The organism is Peribacillus sp. NPDC055009 (assembly GCF_053608705.1).
In genome coordinates this window covers 1-27000 of sequence record NZ_JBSGVZ010000004.1, presented here as the reverse complement: position 1 = coordinate 27000, position 27000 = coordinate 1, and the positions used below count along the sequence as shown (strand labels likewise).

24 protein-coding genes and 1 riboswitch are annotated in these 27000 nt (G+C 34.1%); of the genes, 11 read left to right on the top strand and 13 right to left on the bottom strand.

Translation table 11 applies throughout. The features are described 5' to 3' along the window. Positions 1-1071, bottom strand: coding sequence for a hypothetical protein (locus ACWF5P_RS08335; RefSeq protein WP_452444786.1), 1071 nt, complete (start codon positions 1069-1071; stop codon positions 1-3). A 723-nt stretch (positions 1072-1794) separates the two neighbouring features. Between ACWF5P_RS08335 and tagU the strand changes: the two genes are divergently transcribed. Next, a complete protein-coding gene (gene tagU / locus ACWF5P_RS08330; RefSeq protein WP_352919681.1) occupies positions 1795-2724 on the top strand; it encodes a polyisoprenyl-teichoic acid--peptidoglycan teichoic acid transferase TagU in 930 nt (309 codons plus the stop codon). Positions 2725-3862: 1138 nt separating this feature from the next. Here tagU and ACWF5P_RS08325 read toward each other — a convergent pair. The 3 genes from ACWF5P_RS08325 to ACWF5P_RS08315 all read right to left on the bottom strand — a co-directional run bounded on the left by ACWF5P_RS08325 (position 3863) and on the right by ACWF5P_RS08315 (position 4979). Then, positions 3863-3994, bottom strand: a complete 132-nt coding sequence (locus ACWF5P_RS08325; RefSeq protein WP_452444785.1) for a hypothetical protein — start codon at positions 3992-3994, stop codon at positions 3863-3865. A gap of 232 nt (positions 3995-4226) precedes the next feature. Further along, positions 4227-4364: a hypothetical protein gene (locus tag ACWF5P_RS08320; RefSeq protein WP_452444784.1), complete on the bottom strand. Its 138-nt coding sequence runs from the start codon at positions 4362-4364 to the stop codon at positions 4227-4229. A 510-nt stretch (positions 4365-4874) separates the two neighbouring features. Further along, a complete protein-coding gene (locus tag ACWF5P_RS08315) occupies positions 4875-4979 on the bottom strand; it encodes an anti-repressor SinI family protein (RefSeq protein ID WP_434167444.1) in 105 nt (34 codons plus the stop codon). 18 nt (positions 4980-4997) lie between these two features. Continuing rightward, positions 4998-5079, bottom strand: a riboswitch (cyclic di-GMP riboswitch). 983 nt (positions 5080-6062) lie between these two features. Between ACWF5P_RS08315 and ACWF5P_RS08310 the strand changes: the two genes are divergently transcribed. From ACWF5P_RS08310 to ACWF5P_RS08265, 10 genes are all read left to right on the top strand, one after another. Further along, positions 6063-7238, top strand: a complete 1176-nt coding sequence (locus ACWF5P_RS08310) for an acyltransferase family protein (protein WP_452444819.1) — start codon at positions 6063-6065, stop codon at positions 7236-7238. Between the two features lie 75 nt (positions 7239-7313). Continuing rightward, on the top strand, positions 7314-8057 hold the full coding sequence (locus ACWF5P_RS08305) for a YveK family protein (protein ID WP_072273271.1): 744 nt from the start codon (positions 7314-7316) through the stop codon (positions 8055-8057). Then, entirely contained in the window at positions 8047-8670 is a 624-nt protein-coding gene (locus ACWF5P_RS08300; RefSeq protein WP_452444783.1) for a CpsD/CapB family tyrosine-protein kinase, read from the top strand. Before ACWF5P_RS08305 ends, ACWF5P_RS08300 begins: the two co-directional genes overlap by 11 nt. 104 nt (positions 8671-8774) lie before the next feature. Then, complete coding sequence (locus ACWF5P_RS08295; protein WP_260358621.1) at positions 8775-9326, top strand: sugar transferase; 552 nt, start codon at positions 8775-8777, stop codon at positions 9324-9326. Positions 9327-9347: 21 nt separating this feature from the next. Further along, a complete protein-coding gene (locus ACWF5P_RS08290) occupies positions 9348-10340 on the top strand; it encodes an NAD-dependent epimerase/dehydratase family protein (protein ID WP_452444782.1) in 993 nt (330 codons plus the stop codon). A gap of 17 nt (positions 10341-10357) precedes the next feature. After that, entirely contained in the window at positions 10358-11824 is a 1467-nt protein-coding gene (locus tag ACWF5P_RS08285) for an oligosaccharide flippase family protein (RefSeq protein ID WP_452444781.1), read from the top strand. Further along, the gene (locus tag ACWF5P_RS08280) at positions 11805-13025 is read left to right on the top strand and encodes an O-antigen ligase family protein (protein ID WP_452444780.1); all 1221 of its coding nucleotides are present in this window, start codon (positions 11805-11807) and stop codon (positions 13023-13025) included. The genes ACWF5P_RS08285 and ACWF5P_RS08280 overlap by 20 nt, the downstream gene beginning before the upstream one ends. Beyond that, a complete protein-coding gene (locus tag ACWF5P_RS08275) occupies positions 13003-13806 on the top strand; it encodes a glycosyltransferase family 2 protein (protein ID WP_452444779.1) in 804 nt (267 codons plus the stop codon). The genes ACWF5P_RS08280 and ACWF5P_RS08275 overlap by 23 nt, the downstream gene beginning before the upstream one ends. 5 nt (positions 13807-13811) lie before the next feature. Beyond that, positions 13812-14858, top strand: a complete 1047-nt coding sequence (locus ACWF5P_RS08270) for a glycosyltransferase family 4 protein (protein ID WP_452444778.1) — start codon at positions 13812-13814, stop codon at positions 14856-14858. A 105-nt stretch (positions 14859-14963) separates the two neighbouring features. Then, the gene (locus ACWF5P_RS08265; RefSeq protein ID WP_452444777.1) at positions 14964-16505 is read left to right on the top strand and encodes a hypothetical protein; all 1542 of its coding nucleotides are present in this window, start codon (positions 14964-14966) and stop codon (positions 16503-16505) included. Positions 16506-16675: 170 nt separating this feature from the next. On the opposite strand, the gene ACWF5P_RS08260 is transcribed toward ACWF5P_RS08265, so the two are convergent. From ACWF5P_RS08260 to ACWF5P_RS08220, 9 genes are all read right to left on the bottom strand, one after another. Beyond that, complete coding sequence (locus ACWF5P_RS08260) at positions 16676-17599, bottom strand: hypothetical protein (protein ID WP_452444776.1); 924 nt, start codon at positions 17597-17599, stop codon at positions 16676-16678. 276 nt (positions 17600-17875) lie between these two features. After that, positions 17876-19210 carry a UDP-glucose dehydrogenase family protein gene (locus ACWF5P_RS08255; protein WP_452444775.1) on the bottom strand — a complete coding sequence of 445 codons (1335 nt, stop codon included), beginning with the start codon at positions 19208-19210 and terminating at the stop codon, positions 17876-17878. Between the two features lie 198 nt (positions 19211-19408). Beyond that, positions 19409-20428: a dTDP-glucose 4,6-dehydratase gene (rfbB, locus tag ACWF5P_RS08250; protein WP_452444774.1), complete on the bottom strand. Its 1020-nt coding sequence runs from the start codon at positions 20426-20428 to the stop codon at positions 19409-19411. A gap of 54 nt (positions 20429-20482) precedes the next feature. Next, positions 20483-21376 (bottom strand): glucose-1-phosphate thymidylyltransferase RfbA, encoded by an 894-nt coding sequence (gene rfbA / locus ACWF5P_RS08245; RefSeq protein WP_452444773.1) that lies wholly within the window; start codon positions 21374-21376, stop codon positions 20483-20485. Then, positions 21376-22545: a DegT/DnrJ/EryC1/StrS family aminotransferase gene (locus ACWF5P_RS08240; protein WP_452444772.1), complete on the bottom strand. Its 1170-nt coding sequence runs from the start codon at positions 22543-22545 to the stop codon at positions 21376-21378. The genes rfbA and ACWF5P_RS08240 overlap by 1 nt, the downstream gene beginning before the upstream one ends. Before the next feature lie 64 nt (positions 22546-22609). Next, positions 22610-23266, bottom strand: a complete 657-nt coding sequence (locus tag ACWF5P_RS08235) for an acetyltransferase (protein WP_452444771.1) — start codon at positions 23264-23266, stop codon at positions 22610-22612. Positions 23267-23373: 107 nt separating this feature from the next. Next, the gene (locus tag ACWF5P_RS08230) at positions 23374-24840 is read right to left on the bottom strand and encodes an MOP flippase family protein (RefSeq protein WP_452444770.1); all 1467 of its coding nucleotides are present in this window, start codon (positions 24838-24840) and stop codon (positions 23374-23376) included. Positions 24841-24850: 10 nt separating this feature from the next. Beyond that, the gene (locus ACWF5P_RS08225; protein ID WP_452444769.1) at positions 24851-25921 is read right to left on the bottom strand and encodes a TDP-N-acetylfucosamine:lipid II N-acetylfucosaminyltransferase; all 1071 of its coding nucleotides are present in this window, start codon (positions 25919-25921) and stop codon (positions 24851-24853) included. A 45-nt stretch (positions 25922-25966) separates the two neighbouring features. After that, a partial coding sequence (locus tag ACWF5P_RS08220; protein ID WP_452444768.1) for an O-antigen ligase family protein occupies positions 25967-27000 on the bottom strand: 1034 nt, incomplete at its 5' end.

Genomic DNA, 27000 nt, shown 5'->3' with positions numbered 1-27000 from the left:
TTATGTTCGCACATTCCATGCAAGTCGAACATAGATTCCAAATATGTGCCAACATTCAGCTTGATCTCCTGTACCAAAACAGTTAATAGCACTTGAAAACGAACTTCCTGAAAAGTCGATAATATGACGAACTCTATGACCTGTAATCTCATTTAAATACACTTTCATTGAATAAATATTTTGAATGCAATATCCTCCACCATCACCACGATACTTAGAGTCTTTAGCGTCTATATTCTCATACGAAAGTCCATAACATCTTTTGCTTAGTATTAAAGGGAATTTCTGACCTTCACCCCGAAGATCTTCAAATCGACTGTTTACCACATGTAAGTTATTAATAAAACTTAAAAATCCATCCCTAGCAGTTCCTGATACACTATCTGCAGATACAGGATTTTCCTCTTTGAAAAATCCGTTATGGATATACATATTTTCAAGTGGTACTATTTTTTGTACTGTTCCTGTAGGGGTGAACCCAGTCCAATTAAAAGGACTATAGTATTCAACGTAAATTGCATTAGCAGCTGGACCGTCATTTTCTATTACCCTTGTCAATACTCTTGCTTCGGGATTAGCAACAGAGTAAACTGTTGCACCTATTCCTGTATTGATGTCAATAAAAACAAAGTCTCCAATATTATATAAATCTTTTGCAATAACACCAGCACCTAATTGAACTGCTGAACACTTGATATATCTCCTACTGTTAAGATAATTAATCGGTGTATAGCCACTTATATTATGGACTGGATAAGTGGTAGCATCTCCTTTAAGTGTGAAAATACCGACTAATCTGTTTTCACCATTGCCAACCCATGTATTTGTGCCAGTGTAAAGTATGGTGCTCCCTTGAAGGTCAATCTCTAAGTTACCAAAATCGATATCGTATTTAATTTTGACTTGATAGTGTCCTGTTGGGAAAATAATCTTTCTCGCCTTGATTTGTTTAGCGTATAGAATAGCGTTATAAATTGCATCCGAATCATCAGTACCTGTTTTGGTAATTGGGTTAAAGTCTCCTTTAACACCAAACTTTTCATCTTTTACGTTTATCGCAATATCCGCCAACTGCGCGGTATTCTCTTGACGTTATTGTTAGCCCTCATTAGCTATACTTTCAGCTATCATATCCGCTATATTAAGACACCGCCTATTTCCGACCACGGAACTGAACAACACCTGTTAAATCAATGCAACAACTCGCCTGATCCTGTTGTTTGAGTAATCCATACTTAGGTCAGTTAGTTTCACTCCTTTAATTAGATATGACGTTTCTATGAGCCCTATTGCTTTAAATATTAACGTCCTTCTTATATTAGTACCCAAACTTCCAGTTTTTTAAATTTTAGTGTCACCAGCCGTTTACCATAGTGTATACATCTACATCTTTATCTTGTCTAAGCATATTATTATGTATGATTTCAATAAATATCATCAGCGGCAGATATCGTCCTTTTGAAATTCGTTACCCTTTGGATGGAAGCCCCGTTTTCAATACGAGCTTCCCTTGAAGCCTTGAAAAACCCCACGACTATTTACCTAGATGAAACCCAGGCTTTATAAGCGTGCTCCTACAAGGTCATAGCTTAAAACCGCTGCTATATCAGCATTCAATTCAAAAAAATTCTAACTAATTATAAAAAGCTATTAAACTTTCAAGTCATAACAAAAACCTTTTATTAGCTTCCAAATATGTCAAAGGTATTATAAAGTAGCAAAATATACTATTCTTTTATTATGAAATTAAATATAATAGATGAAGTGGTTACAAAAAGAGGAAGGAAGTAAAATATGAGACATGAAAAAAAGAAGAAAAAGAAGCGGACATGGCTGAAGGTAGTCGGGGTAATTGTCCTGCTATTCATATTAGCTGGGGGAGCCTTTGCCTACTCCGTATGGAATTCACTGACAAAGACCGTTGACACGATGCATACACCAATAGACCGTACCACCGATAAACGAACTAAGGACCTTGCACTATCAGATCAGGAGCCATTTTCGATGCTCATGCTCGGTGTCGATGAACGTGATGGCGACAAAGGCCGTTCAGATACTATGATCGTCTTGACGGTCAATCCACAAAAGAAATCGGTCAAAATGCTAAGCATTCCACGTGATACACGGACCGAAATCGTCGGTCATGGAACACAGGATAAAATCAACCATGCATTTGCCTTCGGCGGCGCGAAAATGTCCATGGATACCGTTGAAAACTTCCTTGATATCCCAATCGACTATTATATGAAAATCAATATGGAAGGCTTTAAGGATATCGTTGACGCAGTCGGCGGCGTGACCGTACAAAACGATCTGGACTTCACTTATGAAGGCGTCCATTTCGCAAAGGGAAGCATTAATCTAAATGGAGAAGATGCGCTTAAATATTCGCGAATGAGATATGATGATCCGAATGGTGATTATGGCCGACAATCCAGACAACGTTCCATCATCGAGGCTGTCATCAAGGAAGGCGCTAGCCTTTCATCACTGACGAAATACGATGATGTATTCGATGCATTAAGTAAAAATATCCAGACGAATTTGACGTTTGATGACATGATGGACATCCAAAAGAACTACAGGGACGCAAGCAAAAGCATAACGCAAGCAACCATTCCAGGAAATGGAACGAAAATCGACGGAGTCTACTATAATATCGTGTCGGATGAAGAAAAAGAAAAGGTTCAATCCGAATTAAAAGAACAATTATCCATCAAATAAGAAAAAATGAAAGAGCTGTCCGGACCCGCATCCCGACAGCTTTTTCATTTTCCCCGTCCAATAATCTGACAAAAAACGAACACCAATTGTAGAGATTTGTTGGAATTTTTGTTGTTTATTAGGCACTAAAAGACGGTATAATCTAATATGAGCTGACAATTCCATCTTCCCCTTGCCCCTATTATCAATTGACTCTATCATTCACTGGACCCGGAATTCCATCAACCGTCATTCATCAACTATAATAAATAATCCTAAACCAAAGGAGTGGATTTGTATGAAAATCAAAGCAGGCAGCTGGGCTATGCTAAGCAAACAGGACAAAATGTTTATTCTGAAAGCCATCAGTGATCGTTCAAGAATGAAATATGTTTCATGAGAAGTAGCTCTTTTCGGCAATACATGAGAGCATGCCTCTCCCTTTTCAATAAAACGAACTCGAGCCTGAAAAAGGAGAGGAATCTATTTAAACCGATAATCCCATAACAAACAGCATTCGCCTTTTTCTTTTAAGACATAACAATTTTGTTCCAAAGTAAGCACCCATAGTGAGAATTGAAGAACCTGTGTAACTGGAATTTCATAGGCCGTTTTATACTGCCCTCCAACCCTAACCAGAATCCAGTTCTTCACTTTCTTAAGTATCGGCCTGCATCATACTTAAAGGTCTCTACTTCCATATTGTAAAAGTACAAGGCAACGATGTTGCACATAATATGCCGGATTAATTCGCAGCTTCGAAACGCTTTTTCAACCGAGCGGCCAATGAAAAATGATACAAGCTTATGCACCAGAGTCCTCACCCTCAAAGCGTAGCATCCATAAACGCAAAAAAAAGAAGCATGTTTAAGACATGCTCCGTCATTCCTACATTATATGTATCAAAATGAGTTATTCAGATTCGATGTCGCTTTCTCCATCGATAAATAAAAGAAAACAGAAGATTCCTTGCAAACCGCCAAACGTGTCCGTGATAACATCCACAAAGGGACACGGCCACCGGTTAGTTTTTGATGCAGTTCATCTGCACTAAAAAGGATACATATAAGAGCCACTGAAAACGATAGAATAACGTTCTATACAAAACTGCACCAAATAACACCCAACGTCAATAAGCCCGGGAAGAAGTATCTACGAATCATATTCTATCAGGATGTTCAATGATCCCGCTTAATTTCTCCTTAATCTCTTCCACAAGTTCATTTACAGAAACATTTTGTCCAGACTCACCCTTGGCAAAAGTGTCTTTTAAAATATCAAAAAAATCCATGCGAAATTTCCACTCCACCATTTCATAAGTTGTCCCAAATCTTTTTTCAATAATAAGGAATATAGCTCTTTTATCTGATAATCACATATATAATAGGGATTGGCAAGCGGAAACTAGTTTACTAACAGAAAAATGACTGAATATTAACATTTTCTTAATATTTAGTACTAGTCAATATTATATGGATAAAAACAAAAAAGGACCGATTCCTCAGCCCCTTCGATACTCCATATTATACTTGTCCCATTAAATAAGTCATTAAAGAAATCAATATTAATGTAATGGTAATATAAGTCCCAATAAAAATTTTCTTGCTTCTCTGTTTCTTTTCATATACTTCCTCGAACGTAATGTATTTGTTTTTTGTCATCAAATAATCTCCTTATATTTCGATGGCAGCTATCTGACATCGCCTGTTGCGAAGTCCCTTTGCTTGATCTCTATATGTAGTATCGGCTTACGGCTAAAAATAATTAAGTTATTATTAACAATTTTTTTGAAGGGTAAGACAAATTAAAACACATTATGTATATAAATTAAATTCAATTATCAATATATTAAATCCTGCTATATTCATTTAAATAATCTGAATTTATTAAGGTTCTATTCTAAAGCATTCATTATTATTTTTATCCAACCGCAAAATGATAACCATAACGGTACACTGAATAAAGTTCCCCATATTAATCCCTTCAAAAAGGCAATAGGTACATCCATAATAAAAAGTCCCCCTCACTGGTTGCATTTTTATTATTGTCCCCATGTTCTTTATTCTGGATACCTTTTACGGTGGTTTCCGATAATGAAATAAAAAAAGAAGACTGTATAACAGCCTTCCCTAACGAAATTTTTTTAACCCTTAATATCTTCTTTTTCCCGTTCATTTTCCTATTATGAACTCCCGCACTTCTTCAATAGTTAATCCTACATTTTTAGCATCTAAAATTAGATAAACCCATTCTTCCCGTTCATTGTTAGCTTCCATGACAAATCCCACCCAACTTGTGGTAACACAGCCGTCTTAGCAAAGCCTTAGACCTGTAATTTTGCGCCCCTACTTTTCAATAGGTTTGCCTTTCTCAAGAATATTTCACATTATGATCTTCCTATTTTGGTTCATGGAGTTAATTTTGTCATTCTATCTTTTTAAGAAATCGTAATAGCCCATGAATTTTTTTTCACTAAGTATTTAATACTATATTCATGTTAATTATACTTAAAAATCTGACGAATTTATTAAAATACTTTTCGTTATTTTCCGCCATCATTCTACAATATTCTTCAATAAAACAACTAGGTATTGGTGATTTTTGATTCATCACAAAAAGCTTAACGCACAATAATATTTTACTTTAACTTTCTTCGACGTTTATTAAATACTTTCATAAAAATACTTCCTTCTTCTGTTTTAAAAAACTTAACCCCAACTAATTTTAGAGGTGTCCATATTTCTCTCATTTGGTATAAAGGCATTAAAATCATCCTTTCTTATATAATTTATTAATGGATCTTTTGCTTTTAATAAAAATGACAGGTTTATATTAAATAGTAAAATCTATTATTTTTTTTTACTTATTTTTTATCTTTCGATAGAATTAACAGTTTACACCATCACCCTTAACGAACAAACTGTTCTTTATAAAGAATAACCAAATTGAACTTACCATCTTTACATTATTATGTCAATTGGTTTAATTCTATTTGCATATCTTGTAATTCGTTTCCCTCATTACAGGAATAATAAACATCGCCTGTATGTCTAATCCTTAACTGGCTAGCTGTTCCCCAAACTTCCATATCTTAAGGAAATTTAGGGTAGTGGGAACAGGATTTATCCATTGGCCAAAGGCCACAAATCTCTTATAAGAGCATGATGTGTTCGGTCTTTCAACTGTTCTCCAGAAGTATTTATTAGTCGATTAAACATTACCTAATCGAGCTTATAAATTGGTATATTATGGTTAATTTTGTACTTAATTGTCTATTTTTGTCTGTTTTAAAGAACTAGCTATACTTTATTAAGAACAAGTGCTATATTATAAAAAAAAAGGTTCATATGGAGGAGGATATGACTAGATATGAGGAATTCGACTCATTAAGGGGGTTAGCCGCTCTCATTGTGTTATTCGGGCATTATTTGATGGTATACCCTTCATATGCTAATTATCAGTATGGTTCAAACAGCTCCTACATGATTTATTTGTTTAAGGAAACTCCTTTACGCCTTTTTTTCAGTAGTGGAAATGAGTCTGTCATTCTATTCTTTGTATTAAGTGGTTTTGTTTTGTATTTATCAGTTAATAGTGCTAAATTCCACTATTCTACATACTTAATAAAACGAGTGTTTCGAATTTATATACCATATCTAGTAGCAATAGGCATAGCTATATTGGCTAAAATGCTTTTAAGCCAAATTGATTTTCCCTATATCACTGACTGGTTTAATAAATCTTGGACAGGCCCGGATACTCCTTCCTTATTAATAGAACATCTTTTGTTTATAGGGCAGTACAATACAGATGCCTATAACAACGTTATATGGTCCCTTGTCCACGAAATGAGAATTTCGATTATATTTCCTGTTCTGATTTTTTTATTTGTGCGAAAAAAGCTTAAATACTCTTTATTATGGCTTTTTGTTTTAATTTTTTCGTCGACTATTTTTTTGTTTTTGTTTGGTTCTGGTGGAGATATAACCAGCATTCTTCTAAGTTTCCACTACAGTACCCTTTTTTTGATGGGAGCAATAATAGCGAAATATCGACACGAACTTTTTTCCTATACCTTGAAAAAGAAAAAAACTGTAAAAATTGCATTGTTGTTGGGGGCAATTACCTGTTTTATGTACGAAGGCATCATTGGCGAAGTGGATTTTTTAAACAATTATATTTTTAGGGATTACGTTGTCTCATTCGGTGTTTGCATTTTTATCATCATGAGCGTATGTTCCCAAAAAATTTCGGCGGTCTTAAGGTCTAGATTGCTAACTCTTCTCGGGAAAATTTCATATAGCTTGTATTTGTACCATCTTATATCCTTATTCTCTTTGATGTACCTATTTTATAACAAGCTGCCTACCGGTTTAATATTGATATTTTCCTTTTTCTTATCTTTTTTACTCTCTTCAGCGTCCTATCTACTCGTGGAAAAACCATGCATGAGGCTCGGATCGTATTTCACAAGAAACAAACAAGAAAAAGTAATTTCCAAAGACCACATAGCTTTAAAACGCAAAATAGGATAATTGCTTACTATTATATAAAAATTCTTTGCAAGTTGTGAACGTATTCTTACTATCTCTAAAAAAGTGGTGAAATCGATGAATGAAAAAGTAAAAATTAAAGATTTTATACGAATCTTAAAAAAGCGAATATTTATCATTATTCTATCTACCCTTTGTATTACTGGTTTTATTATTTTTTCGTCCATGTACCTTATGAAACCAACCTATCAGTATTCCACGCAAGTTCTGGCAGGATCATTAAGCATGGATGAAAAGGAAGCCTCGATAAACAAGGTTCAAGAGAACAGACAGCTTGCCCTTTCATATATGGACATCATTAAAAGTCCGCAAATCATGATAGGAGTTAAAGAGGAATTGAATCTTAAGACTTCTAGCTATGACTTACTTAAGCAAGTTTCCATTACTAATCGAGATAATTCACAAATCATCACGATTACAGTCAAGGATTCAAATCCTGAATCCGCTAAGGACATCGCCCAAACTGTCGCGAGGCATTCGATATCTAATTTTAAAGACATTACAAACGTTAAACAGATTAGTATTCTCAATGATAATGAAATGGGACAAGCAGAACTGCTTTTCCCAAAGCCGAAATTCATCATAGCCATTTCGATCGTAATAGGCTTTTTTGCTGGAATAGGCTTAGCACTTCTTAGAGAGCACTTTGATGATTCAACCTACTCCGATAGGGAGCTTGAACTTCTTGGAATTCCATTATTAGGGAGGCTGGATTTGAATACCAAAAGAATAAACAGAAAACGTAAAACAACATATAAAACCTTACCTTCCACAAAACGGGGTGAATATAGTGAGTATTAAATTCACAAGGAAACAATCCTTTTACCTAAATGAAATCAATAAAGAGCAATTTTATTCGATATGTAACAATATCGAGTCCAACCTTCATAAAGACGATCCAATATTAATGATTACATCTCTTTCACAAACACAGAATATTGTAAATGCATCAGCGTACTTAGCACTTGCCTTTTCTGAACAGCGTAAACGAGTCCTTGTAGTGGATGCTAATCTGCGCCAGCCTTCGCTGCATCAAGTGTTTAATATCGATAATTCATTCGGTTTGACCAACTTGCTTTTAAACGAGAAGCCCAATATTAACGAACATGCTATACATATAAAGGGTCATCTATTTTGTATACCTACAAGCGAAGCCATTTATGAGCCAGCAACTTTATTAACATTAGAGACCCTTCCAACTCTGATTGAGGAATGGAAGAAGGATTTTGACATCATTTTATTTCATACATCAGACAGTTTAAATAAACCTGATGCAAATATCATTGCTAAATATTGTGATGGCATAATATTAGCGATACAAGAAGGCAGAGACAAGTTAGAGAAAATTGCCGGTGTGAAAATGCAATTCGAAAGGGCAAATCTTGAAATTTCAGGATCAATGATCATTTCTTAATTCAGGGAGGATAACCAGTGGATTCGAAAGTCAGAGTCGATAGGCAGGAAGCAAACCTGACAAAACCACTATCGACATCATCTTATTTTAATATAAAGCGCACTATGGATTTAATCATCTCGTTTTTTATGCTGATACTTACAGCACCTATTTTACTTTTATTCTGCATTCTTATCCCTATTGATTCAACTGGCTCCCCTTTTTTTTATCAGCAAAGACTAGGTCTGGATGGGAAACCCTTCAATATGATTAAACTGCGTTCCATGGGCATCGATGCCGAAAAAAATGGGCCTAAGTGGGCAAGTGCAAATGATTCCAGGGTGACTAGAATAGGAGCCTTTATACGAAAAACACGGATTGATGAAATCCCTCAGCTTATTAATGTTTTAAAAGGAGATATGTCGCTCATCGGGCCAAGACCTGAAAGGGAATATTTCTATAAAGAATTTGAAAAGTTTTTGCCTGGCTTTAAAAACCGTTTATATGTAAAACCTGGAATTACTGGATGGGCACAAGTAAATGGGGGTTATGATTTATCACCAAAAGAAAAGCTGCATTACGACCTATATTATATTCAACACCGCACATTTGCTATGGAAATCAAGATTTTGTTTCGAACTTTGACCATAGTCTTTACTGGTAATGGAGCTAGATAATCAAAAAAGGGGTAGTGAAAAATGAAAAAAGTACTAGTAACTGGGGGCTTTGGATTTATTGGTTCTCATATTGTTGATACATTAATCCGTAATAATTATGAAGTGGCTATATATGATAACCTCTCTACCGGATCTATCGGAAATGTCCAGGCCAAAGTCACTCCCTTCTTTGGAAATGTTGAAGATGAGGTCCTGCTTGAAAATGCGATGGAGACATTTAGGCCTGACTATGTCATTCATCAAGCTGCACAAGTAAGTGTCCAACAATCCATTTCGGATATTACGAATGATGCACGAATCAATATCATGGGAACGATAAACATCGCTAAGCTTTCTCACAAGTATGCCGTAAAAAAAATCGTGTTTGCTTCATCTGCGGCTGTATATGGAGATGCTGATGTCATGCCAATCACATTATCACATCTTACCTCTCCATTATCACCCTATGGTGCATCAAAAAAAACGGCAGAGGATTATCTAAAGCTCGCTAAAGAATTATACGATTTAAATTATGTGAATCTTCGATACAGTAATGTATATGGGCCAAGACAGACAGCTAGCGGCGAAGGCGGTGTTATATCGATCTTCACTAATCTTGTCATAAAAAATGAGCGGCCCGTCATTTATGGAGACGGCACTCAAACAAGGGATTTCATCTATGTAAAGGATGTAGCCGATGCCAATCTGAAGGCGTTGGAATATGAAGAAAGCGGCACCTTCAATGTCTCATCAACCACCAGTACAAGCATCAATCAATTATTCTCGATTATTCAATCCTTTGGCAACCATGATTTATCTCCTATTTATCAGCCAGCTAAAAATGGGGATATCAAAGACAGCTTACTCTGTAATAAAACGACACTTCAAAAATTGGGTTGGCATCCCGCTCATTCACTTGAACAGGGTCTTGCCAGCACATATGAATATTATTTAAACCAAACTCAGCCTTCTTTAACCAGAAAGACAATTCAATCACCTGCACCACTACTCAACCCAACGACTTTATCGTCATAAAATCGGGAGCGAATAAAGTGAATACAAAGAAAAACTCTATTTTAAAAAATATTGTCCACTTATTTTACAGTACCATTCTATCCAATGTTCTTAATGCGGCCACGCTCATTCTATTAGCAAATTATTTTAACTCAAAGAACTACGGGATTTTCAGTGTGGCATTGGCTCTTGCCATGGTCATGAATTTTCTTACGGACCTCGGGACAAGTAATACTTTTCTAAGGGAAGGATCAAAAAAGGAAAACTTAGGAAGAACATTTTCTTCCTATATTAAGATTCGGATTGTTTGCTCCCTTTTGACCTTTTTTGTTTTTTTTGCTGGCATTCATATTCTTTATCAAGAACAACAAATTCTTTATATGATCTATAGCTTAATGATCCCGATGGTCATTGGCCTGGCGATGCAAAGTATTGGAATAACCTATTTTCAATTAACTGAAAGAATGCAATTCATCGCGTGGATAAAAATCTTCTCTTCTTTTGCGTTGATACTTTCAACCACGGTGAGTATGGGCTTGAAAGTTGATGTTCATCTGGCAGCCTTTTTATATGGATTCTCTTATTTAGCCGGTGGATTTTACAGCCTTTATTTACTGCTGAAAAAAGCGGAAATAAAATGGAAGTCTCCTTTTGAAAAACAATTATTAACGAATCTTAGTCCGTTTTTAATCAGTGGGTTATTTATCATGCTAACCCCACAATTGGGTCCATTGGTGCTGGAAAAAACACTGCCTTTAGCGCTTGTCGGTCTCTTTGCAGTAGCCTATCGGATTCCTTCTGCTTTATACCAAATACCAGGAGTCATTGCAGGAGCCTTTTTTCCGCTTTTATTTAAGCGATACAACCAAGGTGAGCTTGCAGAACATACAAGATTGAATATCCTGCAAATGAAAATCATGTCCTATATCGGCATGTGCATGACTATAACCTTATTCTACTTGGCCACTTATCTCGTCACCATTTTATTTGGACCCGAGTGGGGATCTGCGGTTCAGCCTTTAAAAATATTGGCTTTTATAATCGTTCTGCAAGGCTTTAACATTGCCATTGCTGACGGTCTCACAACAAGGGGATTACAGAACCGGCGTACATTTGTCCAGTTTATAACAATCACCGTTGGTTTGGTTTCCTTCTATTTTATGAGCGTTAACTATGCAGTGGCTGGCTCAGCTTTTGCCGTCCTTACCATGGAAATCGTCTCATTCATTGGCTATGTCGCTGCCAATCCAGAAAAAAGAGCGGTACTTTTCAAGGTCATCCTGCCGTATGGTACCTTCTTTTTCATTAGTTTCATCCTGATGCAAAACTTATTATCCAAGTATCCTTTTATAGCCATGATTTCTACCATCATTTTCGTCACTGCTCTAATTTTGCTGCTCGATAAGAGCATCAAGCAATTAATCGTTGGCTTTATTAAAAAGAAACCTGCTACCGAACATTTACAAGATGGGAGACAAAAAGAGAATGGAAAGATTGCTAATTAATAAAAACACCTCTATATGGTCAGTCTTTCTCTTGTTATTTTTTATTACGCTCAGTAAATATAATATCTCCATCGGTTTTTCTTTAAAAATTTATATGATATTTCTAGCCATTTTCTTTTGCATTCATTTTCGGGATTTTTATTTCCATACCCTTTATCATTATGAAATCCTTTTGCTCTTATTTTATTTCACCTATTGTCTGAGCGGCGCTTTTTCTCAGTATCCTGAATCGAGCATTCGGGTCATTCTAGGAGTGATACTCGTACTTGGCTGTTATTTCATCATGAGATATGTATTGGAGCTTACAAAGCTAAGTGCGATTGAGAAATCGATTGCAAATGTCGGAATCATCTTTAACGTTAGCAGCCTAGTATTATACATCATAGGCATACAGGTGACAGGAAGATTTCCGACAGGTGTTGAGATTACTTCATATGGATTATTATTGGACCGGGATTATCCAAGATTAATCGGTTTGCTGGATGACCCCAACATCTTCATTTTTTTTAACACAATCTTTTTTTCCTATTATTTAACCAATTTAAAGGGATTAAAGCATTCTATTGGATTCCTCCTATGTATGATTACTTCCCTTCTTACATTTTCTAGAGGCGGTGTTTTAGCGCTTGTACTGGTGGTCTTTTTGTACATGCTGTTAGCTAATTTCTCAAAAAAAATCAAAATGTTAGCTGTTTCCTTATTATTTTTAGCGGTGATATATGTTGCTGGATCTCTTATCAATATAGATCTCAATGAAATCGTCACGAGCCGCATTTCTGACTTTTCAACTGACGGGGGAAGCGGAAGGTTTGAATTATGGGGGCAGGCGATTAACTACTTTATGTCAAATCCCCTTTTTGGGATTGGCGCTTTTAATTTTTCCGATTATTACGCTTTTGAGCATAATGAAAAGCTATATGTTCACAATACATATCTTGAGGTTTTAGTAGAGTCTGGAATCATTGGTTTTCTTTTTTACCTTTCCTTTTTATTAATGCTTATCATCACTTTATTCAAGACTAAATTACATAAAGAAAAACCCTTCATTGTGCTTACTCTTTTTGCTTTCTTAATACAGATGATGTCCCTTTCACTCATGATTAATGAAGCATTTTTTTCCTTTTTAGCACTAACTTTAAAATATATTTCGGTATATGAGAAAAAAGAGGTGGAATGTAATGACCTACAGCAAAAAGGATGACAGACCTTTAGTTTCCGTGATAACTCCCTCGTATAACTGCTCGTCTTTTATCCCTGAAACGATAAAAACTGTGCAAGATCAAACCTATTTTAACTGGGAGATGATCATTGTAGATGATCAATCAAAGGATGACTCGGTTTCTATCATTAAATCCTATGCAGAGAATGATCCACGGATCAGACTTATTCCTTTATCTAAGAATGTCGGTGCTGCCCAGGCTAGGAATATAGCCATTAAAGAAGCCAACGGAAAATATATCGCGTTTCTTGATAGTGATGATTTATGGCTCCCAACTAAATTGGAAGAACAAGTCGCATTCATGCAAAAGGGAAATCTCGCTTTCTCTTTCACCTCCTATTCTTTAATAGATGAAGAAGGTAAGTCTCTTGATGTTGAAGTAAAGGCACCTAAAGAGGTGGATTATAAGCATCTGATTGGAAATACAACAATTGGCTGTTTAACCGTGATGCTGGATAGGCTGCAAATCAAGAATATCGAAATGCCCGATATTCAGCCTGAAGATACTGCATTATGGCTGTTACTTTTACGACAAGGATATAAAGCGCATGGCTTACCAAAAGTCTTATCCAAATATCGGATTGTAAGTAACTCCACTTCAAGAAATAAATTTAAGGCTGCTTACCGATATTGGAAGCTGTTACGAAGCCAGGAAAAATTAAATTTCGTAAAAGCTAACTTCTATTTTAGCAAATACGCCTATAACGCATACAACAAAAACAGAGGTTCACAGCCTGCCTCTGTACTAAATGGAGGGAAATAAGGTTTATGAACAATGTCCTGCTACTTACAGATAAACTCATAATTGGCGGAGCTGAGATGTATTTTTGCAAATTGGAAAACCATCTTCAGGATGAAAACATGACGTTTTACTCTGCTGCTGCGACAGGGGAATTGTACAAGCAAATTCATAATAAACAACAATTCATCCCTTTAAGCTTAAAGAATCACCTTGCCAATCTTAAAATACTGACTAAACAAGTCAGCTTAAAACACATCGATGTCATTCATGCCAATAGTTTACGAATGCTGCTATACTCGATCGCAATCAAGAAACTGACCAGAAGAAATATCAAGCTGGTGTATACCAAGCATAATGTAACCATCCTTGAAAAAAAGGTGCCCTTTCTATTTAAAAGGGTGCTGAATAAGCATGTTGAGCAAATCATTGCGGTCAGTAATTTTGAAAAAGATAACTTACTTCAACTGGGTGTAAGGAATGAGCTTATTAGAACGATTTACAACGGCGTGGATATTGAACACTTTTCTTTTAAACAATTACAGCCTAAAGAAACCTTTAATGTGGGAATTTTAGCCCGCTTATCAAAAGAGAAAAATCATGAACTTTTCTTGAAAATCGTTAATGAGTTAAAAGACGTACCTAATGTGATGTTTTATATTGCTGGAGATGGACCGGAGCGGGAATTTGTAGAAAAAATGATTAAAGACTTAAAGTTACGCCATAAAGTGATGCTACTAGGCAATGCCTCCAATCCGTATGAATTTATATGCAATATGGACTTACTTCTTTTAACATCACTTAGAGAAGTTTTTCCAATGGTCGTCCTGGAAGCGATGGCCGCAGGAACTCCAATTATGTCAGTCGATGTAGGCGGCATTAAAGAAGCGATTGTGGACCATGAAACAGGGATTCTCATATCACAACATTCAGAACAGGAATTTGCCAAACAAATTAAAACGCTTCAAGATAATGTGGATTTAAGGCAACGCTTGGGAAGCAAAGCAAGACAAAAAGTAGAAGAATCCTTCTCCCTCTCAAATATGATTCATTCTACACTGAAAACCTATCAATGAACAAAAAACAAACGATGCCCTCGTTTGTTTTTGTTTTTTATACCTATACATACTTTTTTGGACAAGCATAAGCTATATAACATCACCATAAAAGGAGTGTTATATATGGAAGACCCACTCAACCTCCCTGAGGATTGCCAGAATAGGAATGTCGCTAATATTGATTGTTTTGGCGCCGATCCGAATCTAGCGGACAATTCACCAGCCATTCAAGCAGCGATTGATTATTGTGTAGATAATAACTACTCTAAAGTTGTCATTACAGGGAAGAAACAATATACCCTCTCCTCCCCCATTGTCATTAAGCAAAATGTCCATCTTGAAATTGATCCGACGATAACATTAATCGTTAAAGGTAATTTCCAGGTTTTTGAGCTACAAAAAGATGCTTCCCTCTCCGGCGGGACGATTGAAATAATCGATAGTAGCTTCAATTCATCCGTCATTTTTCTTTCCGGGGCGCAACAAATAGAAATCCATAATCATACAGCTATATCCAATATCAATATTATTAACCGTACTACAACATATCAAGGTATAGCCATCCATCTATACTGCAACAAAGCATGGGATTTCATCAGTTTCTTTAAGGCAAGCTCCCTCCAAATCACAAACTTCCATACAGCACTCTATTTAAAAACTGAAAAACTAGTAAATGTAGATACCCCATGCTGGATTAATGCCAACTCCTTCGAGTCCATCTTTATAGATGGCTGCCAGTATGGAATCGAGATTGTCGGAAGCAGTGATTTACCTTACGAAATTTCCGGCAACACCTTTACTGGAATTCAAGTTCAAAGCCGAAAACAAACGAAAAAAGTCATTCGATGCTCAGGTGCTTATAATATATTTGAAGGCATCATATGGGATACCTACCGTATGGATGATCCCCCGCTCGTTATTGAATTCTCCTCCACTTCCCATCACAACTACCTAAGCTCGAATCAGGTATCCACATCCATCCTTGATCGCGGCCAATATAATCGATGTACATCTCCTCATGAAGAATCGCTCCAAGTATATCCACCTCTTGCCTTAGGAAAAGCCCAACTGGTCGGAAATCAAGACGATGTCCTAGTAAATGCAAACGTCCGCTACGCTGTACGTCAGCTTTCTGGAAAGGCTCCTTATGGAGGAAATATCAATAACTGCTTCAATTTACTCGATGAGCAGAGTGTAAATTACCTCGATGTTCCTAGTTCCCAACCGGTTGTGATTGAATTGGATTTTACCAAACAGCCTCTTAAAATGCTAAATTGCTTTGGTATTTATTTTGGATGGAATGAAAGTCCCAGCCGAGTATTGATTGAATATCAACAAAACTTAAATGGACCATGGATTACAGCTAAGAATCTCCCATTTAATGCCGGTAACACTGTAATCTCAGAAGCAAGAGCAGAAACACTGTATAAAATTAGACTGACGTTAAGCGGGTATACACAAGAGCACAAACGATTCCGAATTAATCGGATCTTCGCAAGATCATCGTTACAGCAAGGTGCAGCTTGGCTGCCGACTACAGGCGGAACACTATATGGAGATTTAGAACTTCAAAAAGGGAAAGCTGTGACAATGGCTTCACCAAACGGAACAAAGTGGAAAGTGACTATTAATGACCAAGGCCAAATTATCACTACAAAGCTTTGACTATTAAATTTAAAAAAACTGGACTATATTCTCTTTATCCAAAGAGGAAAGGATTATTCCCCATGGATAAGGATCAATAGTACCAGTTAATTAATCGTCATAAATGTTATCTCCAATTTATATTACAGGGTGTGTGCCTATCTATTAGCTAATCACCCTTTTCGCTTTTATTATTGATTCAAGATATTGGCTTGACCTCTGTCAGCGATTCGACTTATAGGCAGGGATGGGATATCAATGATAGTGCCCATGCTATTATCCTTAAGTTCAATAACATCGTTTTGAAGTGTGATTTTGTCCAAATCCCAAGCCATCCCTTCAAACTTATTGTATTGCCCATTTACCTTTAAAATGCTCTTTGTTTTGCCTGAAGGCTGTATCTGTAAGTTGGTAAATTGATTACCACTAACCTCATTCGGTACGCTAGAGTTACTATCTATGTAAATCATATTCACACAATCTTCCAATGATAGATTCGAAAAACGATTAGCATTGATCCAGGTCTTGCCAGAAGACGGTTCTTCAGCTATTAGCTTTACTCCAGTCTCCATTCCTGCAACCTTGACATTTTCAAAGTTCACGAAAGAAATCTCATGTTCCTTACCGCCTGCATATAAAGATAACCCTGTACCCTTATTACTCTCGGACCAATTAATAATATTTACATCCTTCACTTGCGTTTTGTTCCAGGTATTATAATATTTATACTTACCATCTAAGTAAATGACCTCTGAATTATATTCTGCATCATTTATCACTACATAAGCACCTTCAAGGGAAGCATTCTGCTCAAGCTCAAGCACCCTGAAGTTCCCCTCTACAATGAACTTCGTTCCGTATCCAAATAGCAGCTTAACGCCTTTCTTAATGATGATAGGTGATGAAATCGAATACTCCCTATCATCCAGCATAACCGTCTTTAACTTATTGGCCTTTGCATGATCAATGGCAGCCTGAATCTTCGCAGAATCATTGGCCCCTTTAAAATCTTCCACGAATATTTTTTCTGTATGGTTAGATAGAGAATGTTTCTGCTGAAAAATGAAGAAAATAATTAGCAAAAAACAGAAGGAAAAACCTATGATTTTTTTCATGAAATTCATCCTTTTTTCGTTATAGTTTTACAATTGGAGCATACAAGAATATTAACAGGAGTATATTGTCTTGCTAAACTATTTTATTGGTTATTGTTCAAAATTTCCCGCTGATTTGTAATCCACCTATTTTTTTATATTATATTAATTGCTCTTCTAAACTATAGTTGTTTTCATATTTGCTGTTACACCTTTTAAAAATACACTTAATATTAATTTATTGTAAAAAAAACGCTCCGTATTTTCTACAGAGCATTTCTTAGTTTGGGAAAAATATTATATTTTCAGTTGAACCTTTTCAGTTTCTTTAATACCTATCGTAGCTTTTCTACCTATAGACTCATAAATTATCTCTGTATTCATTACTTTTTCAACATCATAACAGTTCCTACCATCAATAACTAAAGGCCTGTTCATTAATTTCTCATATTTTTCAATTTCAAATTCTTTGATATCGGACCATTCAGTAAAAATAAAGCAAACATCAGCATTTGTTATAGCTTCTTCAATTGAAGAGCTGTAGGTTACACTATCCGTAAATACTTTTTTAAAATTATCCATTCCAACTGGGTCCCAAACATTAATCTTTGCCCCGTCTTCAAGCAGTATTGGAATGTTTGTGAGGGAAGGTGCTTCCCTTAAATCATCAGTTCCTGGTTTAAACGTTAACCCTAGAACAGCTACCGTCAGTCCATTAAAACTATTAAAATACTTTCTTGCCTTTTTAATTAATTTTATTTTTTGGTTTTCATTTACGTCAATTGTTGCTTTAATTGTTTTGATTTCATAATCATTATAATTGGCAAGCCAATGTAAGGCTTTGGTGTCTTTTGGGAAGCAAGACCCACCATAACCGATTCCTGCATTTAAAAACTTGTCCCCTATTCTAGGATCCATACCCATTCCTTTAGAGACATCTTCTATATTAGCTCCAACAATCTCACATAAATTTGCAATTTCATTAATATAAGATACCTTTAAAGCTAAAAAATCATTAGCAGCATATTTTATCATTTCTGCGCTGTTTCGGTTAGTAACTACAAAAGGAATATCGAAATTTTTATATACTTCTCTCATTATCTTCTCTGCATTTTCTGACTCTACACCAAGTACAATCCTTGTTGCTTCTAGAGTATCTTTTACAGCAGATCCTTGAGCAAGAAATTCTGGATTAGAAACTACATCAATATTAACGTCATATTGTAAATTTTCTTTTATTATTTTCTCAATTTTGTCATTAGTTCCTATAGGAACTGTAGATTTAATTGCTACTACACAATCTTTAATTACTGTATTTGCAATCTGTTTAGCAACTTCATTAATATACTGTAGATTAGCTGAGCCATCTTTTCTTTCAGGAGTCCCAACAGCAATTATTATTACATCTGCATCTTTATAAGCCTCACTATATTCAGTTACAAACGTAATTTTATCACTATTTTTCCACATTAATTCTTCCAATTTTGGTTCGTAAATTGGAGATACCCCATTTTTTAACAGTTCCACTTTTTCTTCATTTATGTCAACACAAGTCACTGTATTACCATTTTCCGCAAGACAAACGGCAGTAACTAGACCCACATAACCAGTACCGGCTACAGCAATTTTCATTAGATGTCACATCCTAAGTAATATTTTTCACCTTTAATAATCAGAATTTAAGAATTTATCTATAACATTTTTCAAAATGCCACATTTGAATTTTTTTTCAAATGTGGCAAGAGTAACTATTTAGAGTTTTGTTGAATTATCTCTCAAATTAAATAGAACTAATTTATCAAGCCTAATTTCTCTTAAACCCTACTATTTTTATAAACCATACTGCTGTTCAAAATATTTTTTATACTCTCCAGTTATTATTTGTTCCCACCATTGTTCATTATTTAGGTACCATTGAACGGTTTGAAATATTCCTGTCTCAAACGTATAAGTAGGTTTCCAACCCAATTTTTCTAGTTTTGTAGGATCGATGGCATAGCGTTTATCATGTCCTAGTCGATCTGTAACAAAGTCTATTAAATCCTCAGATTTCCCTAATAGATTAATAATCGTCTTAACAACCTCTATGTTAGTCCGTTCATTATGCCCCCCTACATTATATACTTCACCATTTAATCCTTCATGAAATACTAAATCAATTGCTGCACAATGGTCGAATACATGTAACCAATCACGAATATTCTTACCATTACCGTAAACTGGTATCTTTTGATTGCTTAAGGCACGAGAGATTGTTAACGGAATCAGTTTTTCAGGAAAATGATATGGTCCGTAGTTATTCGAACAGCGAGTAATATTCACTGGCAATCCAAATGTTTCATGATAAGCTCGAACTAACAAGTCTGACGAAGCTTTACTCGCACTATAAGGGCTATTTGGTTGTAATGGAGTTTTCTCTGTAAAGAATGTTGTTAAATCAAAGTCTAATTCTCCATATACCTCATCTGTCGAAACATGAACAAATTTTGTAATATTAATTTGTTTTGCTGCTTCTAATAAAATTTGAGTGCCCAATACATTTGTTCTAACGAAAATTCCCGGATCGGAAATTGAGCGGTCTACATGGCTTTCTGCTGCAAAATGAACAACATAATCAAATTTCTCTCTTTCAAAAAGAGCATTAATTTCAGCACGATCTGCAATATCTGCTTTGATAAAAAAGTAATTATTCTTTGCTTCAATATCTCGATGTTTGGTTAAGTCACCAGCATAAGTCAATAAATCTAAATTATAAATATCATAATCGGGATATTTATTAACAAAATATTGAACAAAATTTCCTCCAATAAAACCTGCACCACCAGTAACAAGTACTTTCTTACGAATCAACAAATTCACCCCAATATTTAAATCGTTATTTTCTAAATTATCTATATTTCATCTTTACAAAGTAGTTATTAAAATATTTTCTTTCGAATTTGAAACTTCCACCAAATAACGACCATACGCTGTCTTCAACAAAGGTTGAGCAAGCTCTAATAACTCGTTTTTTGTAATATAGCCCATTCTAAAAGCAATTTCTTCAATACATGCAATGTATAAACCTTGACGCTTCTGAATAGCTTCAACAAAATTTGAAGCTTCAAGTAGAGATTCATGTGTACCTGTATCTAGCCAAGCTAATCCACGACCAGTTAGTTCTACTTTTAACTCATTTTTTAAAAGGTACTGCTCAATAACTGAAGTAATTTCCACTTCTCCCCGCTCAGAAGGTCTTACTTTTTTTGCAATTCCAACAACTTTATTATCAAAGAAATATAATCCAGGGACCGCATAGGATGATTTCGGTTGTTCCGGTTTTTCTTCAATTGAAATTGCATTCATATTTTCATCGACTTCTACTACACCATAAGCTCTCGGATCATTAACATAACAACCAAATATGATACCTCCATTAGTCAAAGATGCAGCTCTTTTTAATCGATTTCCAAAATCAGAACCATAGAAAATATTGTCTCCTAGAACTAGTGCAACAGATGAATTACCGATAAACTCTTCACCAATTATAAAAGCATCTGCAAGACCATTAGGATTTTCTTGAACTGCATATTGAATATTCAAACCAAGTTTTACACCATCCCCCAATAGTTCTTTAAATCCTTCAACATCCCTTGGTGTAGAAATGATTAAGATTTCTCTTATTCCTGCAAGTAATAATACAGATAAGGGATAATAAATCATTGGTTTATCATAAACTGGTAGCATCTGCTTTGAAATTGCTTTAGTCAAAGGATATAGTCGAGTACCCGACCCACCTGCTAGTATGATTCCTTTCATTAAATATCACCACCTAGTTGATATTCTGTCTCTTCTATAAACCCTACATGAATTTCCTTAAGAATTGCACAAATTTTTTCTGCTGACTCCAGCTCCAGTTCGCCATAAAATGGAATTGAAAGAACTTGTTTAACAGATACTTGAGCTTTTGGCAGATTCTCAGGGCGGGCAGATTCAAGATGTTTATACCATTCAAAATCACTACATAATGGATAAAAGTATTTTCTTGTAAACACATTGTATTTTTTAAGCTCTTCGTGTACCCAATCTCTTGACCTACCATACTTTTCCCTTTCAATTTCAATCACAAAATACTGATAACTGCTACACTCGTTTTGCAAAGTTGTTAATACCCTAATACCGGGAATACCTGCTAGCTTTCTTTCATATGTTTGTTTAATCTTATCTCGCTTTAATCTTTCTTCGTCCACTAATTTTAATACTTCTAATCCTATACCTGCTTGAACTTCATTCATTTTCGCATTTAGTCCAGATAATACTACTTCCTCAGGACTCGCAAGACCAAAGTTCTTTAAGAGATTTAATTTTTGATGCAAATTTTCATCATTAACAGTAAGAGCCCCACCTTCTACTGTATTAAAAAGTTTGGTTGCGTGGAAGCTGAACATGGTCATATCTCCAAAACTACCAATTGGTTTACCATCTACAGTTGCTCCAAAAACGTGTGCACCATCATAAATTACTTTCAAATTATATTTTTCAGCAATCTCATTTATTTTATAAACATCACACGGGTTACCGAAAACATGCACTCCGAGAATAGCACTTGTATTTTCAGTAATCAGGGCCTCAATTTTATTAGCATCTATGTTTAGTGTATTTGAATCAATATCACAGAAAACAGGAGTTAATCCATTCCAGTCAAGAGCTTGAACTGTTGCTGGGAACGTAAAAGGAGTAGTTATAACTTCCCCTTTAAGATTTAATGCTTTTAAACCTAACAATAGTGCTAAAGTCCCGTTATTAAAAAGTGAGATATAATCAACATTTAAAAATTCCTGCAATTGCATTTCTAACTCTTTATGCTGTTGTCCATTGTTAGTTATCCACTTACTTTTCCATATCTCATTAATCTTCCGATTAACTTTTTGAGCATCTGGTAAGAGTGGTCTAGTAACGTAAATAGGATCTTTAAAAGGGCTAAGCATGTATTCTCCTCTTTTCAAATATTAATAATCTTTTTACCATACAAGTAGATATTTTTTAATTATATTAAAGATATTTTTCTCCGATAGATCTTTTTCTAATTGTCTTTGCAGGTGTTCCATATGCTATTACAAAAGAGTCTATATCAGTAATTACAGTTGACCCTGCACCTACAACTGTATGATCTCCAATTATTCTTTTATGAGATACATTAGCACCTAATGATACAGTAGAGTAATTACCTACTTTAACAGTTCCCCCCATGGTCACTCCTGGTGCTATAGATGCAAAATCACCTATTTGACAATCATGATCCATAGAAGACTTTGTATTAATAATACAATGTTTACCTATTGAACTCTCACTATTAATTACAGTTCCTGCCATAATAACAGTACCCGCCCCTATTTTCACACCATTACCTATTACAGAGTTAGGGTGGATGGCTATAATAAAATTAAATTCAGGGCTTTTTTTAATGATTGCTGAAACGACTTTACTACGAACAAAATTATCACCAATAGCTACAATACCACCATGAATTTGATTTTCATACTCTATTAACTTTGATTCATCACCCAAGACCTTATACCCATGTACTATACTACCTTTTTTTCTATGACTGTCGATTAATCCAAGAATAGAATATTCATTAGACTTTTCTATTATATCAATTACCACTTTAGAGTGACCGCCAGATCCAAAAACAACAACTTTTTCCATATCAAAATTCCTTCTTTAATACTTTCTTTTTTAAACTTCGTATTCTTACTTTGTTATTTTTTTCATAAGATTAGAATTGAAGTATTACTTCTGTCTAATATACGCTTTTAGCTTTTTATTTTCTTAATTAAAGGTAACATTAAACCATATATAGTAGTTAATTCTTTTATTTTGGCCAAACGACAAAGTAGAATATATATTCCAATTCCAATACAAATTTGAATTATTAATTTTGTAATATTTCCTTCATTCATTTTCATTCCACAGAAGTACACAATTATTCCCATCACCATTGCAACTATAAATATAGGTAAAAGATCTTTCACTTGTTCTTTAGCAGAATAGGATATCTCTCTAGCAGAAAAATATGTGTTAATAAAAAGTGCTATATATGAATGTAAAACTGCTGCACTAATCAATCCGATAATCCCTAATTTTAACAAAAGAGATATTATTATTAATACTGTTAAAATAAACTTCTTAATGATCTCTAATAGTAAAAATAAATCAGATCTTCCTTTTACTTGAAGAATATTTAAATTTATCGAATGAAGTGGATACAACATACCAGCAAAACAGAGTAACTGAAGATATATTACAGAATCCATCCACTTTTCTCCAAATAATATATAAATAAGGGGCTCAGCCACTGCTGCTAAACCAACCATAATAGGAAAAATAATAAAAGATGATGTTTTAATAACTTTCCTGTATCCATTTTTCAGTCTTTTCTCATCTTCCTGTATGTTACTTAGAATAGGATATGTAACACGCTGAACAGAAGTTGTAATAGACTGAGAAGCAATATCTCTCAATTTTATGGCGTTTGTATAATATCCTAATTGCGAAGCGGAAAAGAAACGCCCTATAATTACATAATAGATATTATTGTAAAAAGTATCAATTAGCCCTGAAACTAGTAGCTTAGAACCAAAACCAAAATAACGTTTAAATGATTGGCGATTAAATACTAATGAAGGTACCCATTTATTAAGTATCCATAACAATAAAGTTTGAATTATTTGCATAGATACTGTTTTAATAACAAGAGCCCAAACCCCAAAGCCCATTACGGCAAAAAAAACAGCTAAAATACCAGATATAATACCTGCAATCATATTGATTTTTGTTTGGGTTCTAAAATCAACATTTTTTACTAGGAACACTCTTTGAATAATTCCAAACGAGTTAATAATTAGTACTAAGGATAGCACCCTAAGTATTGTGATAAGTTGCGGTTCCCCAAAAAATATGCTAATTGGATCAGCAATAATAAATAATATTCCGTATAATACCAACCCCATTACTAAATTAAAGTAAAAGACTGTAGAATAATCCTCTTGGCTAACATTCTTCTGTCGAATTAACGCTTGAGAAAATCCACTGTCAATAATAGAATTAGAAATAGCAATAAACACCAAAATCATACCGACCAGGCCGAAATGTTCAGGTAATAATAATCTAGCAAGTATAATTTGTATAATAAATTGAATACCTTGATTTGCTATCAAATCAGCAAAGCTCCAAATTAAACCAGATAATGTTTTTCGTTTTAGTGAACTTTGTTGTGTCATAGAAATTCTCCTAATTCAGCGAGCGATTACTGGAGTTAAAAATATCATCCCAAATCTTCTTTATTGCATTATTATCAAATCTTGATTCAAGGCTTTTCCTATTTAATTCTTTTAACTCTCTATCCAACTTTATAAAATCATTAAATTTTTCAGTTTTTATATTATTTATATCAAATAATTTTAAATCGCCATTGAACTCATGCCACATGGTTGTATTATTTCTCATATAAACTTTTTTACCTAAATATAAAAGAGGCAATATATTCCCAAGCGCCTGTTGTCTATCGTTATTAAAAATTCCAATATCTACTTTTTCCATAATACTCATATATTCATTCATCTTCATAAAATGTTCTAATGGTATAAATTTTTCACCGAAGACCTTTTTACCAATATCTATTACATCCTTAGCATATTCCATATCTCCATAAGAAAGGGGGCAATATATTTTTATGTTCTCATTATCATATTTCTTTAATAATTCAATGACTTCTATATGATGGTTACTAGGATCTGCAGAGTTTCCGATCTGAATTGAAATTGAACTTTTTGATTCGCATTTTCTATTATAAATCTTATCCATATATTCATTTTGCTCATTATTCATATATACCGCATTATAATATGTCGCGTTAGTGAGATACCATTTTTTCACCAATTCGAAATCTCCCTTTACAAGGGTAGATATTTCACCAATATGTTTAATTACTATGCTCCTTAAAAATTCATATAGTTTACTCTTTAAACTTCGCTTTCTCTTTTTATATGAATATAAATCTCCGCCCCACACTATCCAATTACTCTTTTTTAGTAGCCATGGTTGTATGAAAAGTAACAAAACTAGTTGTTTAATAAATATACTGTGCAATAAAATCTTTTCACTTGTATACATTTTCTTTATAAGAATATATATACTTTTAATACTTCTATTTAGTTTAATGACATTTTCCCGGGGAGTAATTTTTTCGTTTATTCCTCCAATAATCAAAAACAAATGATCATTGGGATTGTAATTTTTGTTTATAAATTCAATATAAGGCTCTGTGAATTTCTCATTCTGAAATAAGTGTAAATGTTTCATCTTTTTCTTCCTCAATTAGATTTAATATTTATATAGGTAAGCAATTCAAACTACATTTTTATTAATATTTTTAAAATACTTTTCTTTACAACAAATGAAATACAAAAATGCAAAGGTAATATATACTTGTTGTGAATGAAGTAATTGAGATGTCATAAAGGTTGTTATAATTATAAAAGGAACATAAGCAATTAATATTATAAAAGAAAGCACATTTTTTTTAATTAACGCTTCTTTTATGTATTTAAATAACCCAATTATCACCATTAGAATGAAAAGAATTAACCCAATTAATCCAAATTTTACTAAGATATATATAAATAAATTATCTATCCACGTGTCAATACTATTTAATTGAGAATTAGACCCTAAAAAATACATCTCCTTTCCCAAACCATCACCAATTATGTTATTTTCTATCATTCCAATATTATATTGGTTAGTATACTTCCTTGAATCTAAAGAACCACCATTGGATTCAAACATTCTACTTTTCACACTATCAATTAATAAAGTATCTGTATTAAAAACAATGAAACCTATTATAAATACAAATGGTATTGTAAAGCTCGCGATACTAAATATTAAATACGTTCTAGGATTAAGATTTGATAAAGCACTTTTAATGATAAATGATACAAAAAGTACGAGTAAAATAAGAAGATATAATATAATAATACTTCTTGTCTGTGAAATTAAAATTGATGTACTTCCAAGAATAATATTTACCAAATTTAGCACTATTCTTTTTTGGGAATAAATCATATAGATACTAAATAAGTTAATAATCAAAAGTACCGTAGTATTTTTAAAACCGACTCTTCCAGATGAATTCCAAATGTCACCATAAAAACTACCATAAATATCATTTAATATATTTTGACCAAAAAAATAAAGTAGTATAGTGAAAATCGAATAGCACAAGGAACTTAGCACGAAACCATGAATTAGTGTACTCATACCAATCTTAAATGTTTTTATCCATCCGATAAATGCACAAATTTTAATAATTAAAAATGGATATAATTGAATTTCATAATTTAGAAATCTATTATCATTAACAATACCCATTGCAACTG